Raw genomic sequence first — 2,529 nt, 5'->3', positions numbered from 1 at the left:
GGGTGATGCCCGCAGCCGCGGCTACCGGGAGGCCATGGTGCTCGCCGGCCTGACGCCCCGCCCGCCCGAGCAGGGAGACTTCTCCGAAGCGGGCGGAGAGGCAGCCATGTTCCGGCTGCTGGAGGCGCATCCGGACCTGGACGGGGTGTTCGCGGCCAACGACAACATGGCGGCGGGGGCGTTGCGCGCACTGCACAGGACGGGCCGCTCGGTGCCCGGGGACGTGGCCGTGGTCGGATTCGACGACCTCGCCGTCGCGCAGAGCGCCGAGCCCGCGCTCACCACCGTCCACCAGCCCATCAGGGACCTGGGGCGGGAAATGGTCCGCATGCTCGTCGGCGTCATCGCGGGCCGAGCCCCCAGCCCGCTGATCCTTCCCACCCATGTGGTGCGACGTGCCAGCACCTGATGCGTGGTCAGAAGATCTGCCGGCGGGGGCCTGAACGCGACGGCTCCAGTGGTGCGGGGCGCCTTGAGGGCCCCGCTGCCGCTACCGGCCGGTGTTGAACGTGAGCGCGGGCTTCGCGTTCCTGGCCAGGGTGTGCGCGAATTCCGGCCACCACGCGCCGGCGGCCGGGTCCTCGATGCCGTACTCCGGATCGACGGGGCCGGCGGTTCCCCGGCGGCAGCTGCCGTCCGACTCGCCGATGGTCTTCACGTAGAGGTAAGCGTCCGCCAGGGGGAGGCCGGTGTCGGCGGTGGGCCGGACCCCGACGCCGCGTCCAGGCGCGTTGCACCAGGGTTCGGCATCGGCGTACTTGCCCGCCGGAGGCGTCCACGCGCCGAGGCCGTTGCGGCTGTTGTCCAGGACGTAGTGCGTCAGGTCCTCGACCGGGGGACGCCCCACGACCCGGTCGAACCACGCGTCGGTCCACTTCCACGTGGACGGGTCGTAGAAGTCCACCGCGTTGCCCGGCTGCCCGTCGTTGGGGGCGTCCGGCGAGTAGTACTGGCCGGCGCAGGTGTCGGTTCTGCCGCGCGCGTCGAGCGGGCCGTCCGTGGCGTACCAGACGCACTTCGATACCCAGGTGGCGTAACGGTTGAGCTGATCGGTGGGCTGGTAGTTGGAGACGTTCAGCGCGAAGCCCTGGGTCTTCGCCAGGCCGGCCCTGATCAGGCGCCCGGCCAGTTCCCCGACCGGCTGCCAGTTGCTGCTGCCGCCGTCGAGGTACACGGACGTGCGGGGTCGGGCGGCCATGAGGTCCACCGCGGTACGGATGTTGGAGTACCGCTGCTCCGTGCGGGTGCCGTCCGCGTCGCCCTCGGGGCAGTCCTTGGGCAGCAGCGCAAGTCCGTCGGGCTCCACGACGACCGCGGCGCGGCCGGTGCCGATGCCGTCGGCCACGCCCCGGACCCAGGCGCGGTACGCCGCGGGGCTGTCCGCGCCGCCGGCGGAGTAGAAACTGCAGTCGCGCCCGGTGACGTTGTACAGGACGAACACCGGCACGGTGCCGGTCGCCTTCGCGGCCCGCATCTTCTTCTCGACGACCTTCTCGATCTCGGCGGGCGTGCCGTAGTCGAGCCAGATCGCCTGCGGCCAGCTGGCGAGCTTCGCCATCCGCAGGGCGTCCCCGACCTTGCCCGCCTTGAGGTCGGTCGCCGCCTGCCGGGCCGCACCCGCCTCGGGATCGACGTAGAAGTGGGTGTCCGCCGGCAGGGTGTGGTCGGCCGTCGGCGGACGGGGCGCGGCAGCGGCCGCGCTCCCGCAGGCCAGGGCCCCGGCGGCGAGCGCCGTGCAGGCGACCGGGACGAGCAACCGTCGCAGTCTGCTCATGAGTGCAGTCTCCTTAGTACGGGAGGGCGGGCTGATGCGCCGAGGCTCGGTCGGGGAGGCGCTCGGAGCGGAGGTCCGGCGGTGCGGTGATGGTGTCGCCAAGAGGGCGAGGTGCCCGCCGGAAGGCTGCTTTCTGGTAGCGCTTCCAGATGCGGACGCGGTGCGGCGCTCTCGGGGGCACATGCTGTGGCTCGCGTGACAGCCATGTCAAGAGTCGTACGTATACAGGGCTGCCCGATCTCGCATCGGGTTCTCTATCTGCAACTCCAGCAGGCCTTGCAGGTAGGGCAGTACCGGAGGATTCGGTCCGCTGGTCCTCCCTGGTGGCGGCAGCCGGTCCGGGGTGCAAACGTGACGGGCGGTGTGAACGGAAGGTTTCCTTCAGGGTTCAGTAAATGGTGCGCGACCCTTGTCGGCTCCATAGGGCGCTGCTACTTTTTGGAAGCGCTACCAGGCGATCCGCCCGTCACATGTACAAACGGCGAACGCTCGAAGGCCGTGGACGGGCGGTGCAGCCCTTGCACCACCACAGGCGCCCTCCCCCCTCACACGGTCGTGCTATCGATGGGCGCCGCGCCTGCCCCACCCAGAGGTTTCACGGCACACCTTCCGAGCCGTGCTCGGACGCTGCTTGCCGCATTCGCGCCTTGAGGAGGCCCGCAATGCCGTTCCGCAGAACATCCGGCCGCTTCCGCCCGTACCGTTGGGCACTTGCCCCGCTCGCCGCCTTCGCGTTGCTGCTCAGCCCCGTCACC

General features: G+C 71.0%; 2 protein-coding genes. One reads left to right on the top strand and one right to left on the bottom strand.

Annotated features, from left to right (window positions below):
• On the top strand, nt 1-409 hold a 409-nt coding region (locus tag K377_RS40925), incomplete at its 5' end, for a LacI family DNA-binding transcriptional regulator (RefSeq protein ID WP_146614871.1).
• 81 nt (nt 410-490) lie between these two features.
• Here the strand turns inward: K377_RS40925 and K377_RS40920 are convergent.
• Nucleotides 491-1,774, bottom strand: a complete 1,284-nt coding sequence (locus tag K377_RS40920) for a glycoside hydrolase family 6 protein (protein WP_375606006.1) — start codon at nt 1,772-1,774, stop codon at nt 491-493.
• Nucleotides 1,775-2,529: the final 755 nt, after the last annotated feature.

It is taken from the genome of Streptomyces sp. PsTaAH-137 (genome assembly GCF_003259365.1).
Classification (GTDB): domain Bacteria; phylum Actinomycetota; class Actinomycetes; order Streptomycetales; family Streptomycetaceae; genus Streptomyces.
The sequence above is the reverse complement of the archived record's forward strand: the minus strand, read 5'-3'. Positions and strand labels throughout refer to the sequence as shown.

Excerpts from the sequence above, each read along its gene's own strand:
- K377_RS40920 (WP_375606006.1), bottom strand. The coding sequence starts at position 1,774 with ATGAGCAGACTGCGACGGTTGCTCGTCCCGGTCGCCTGCACGGCGCTC.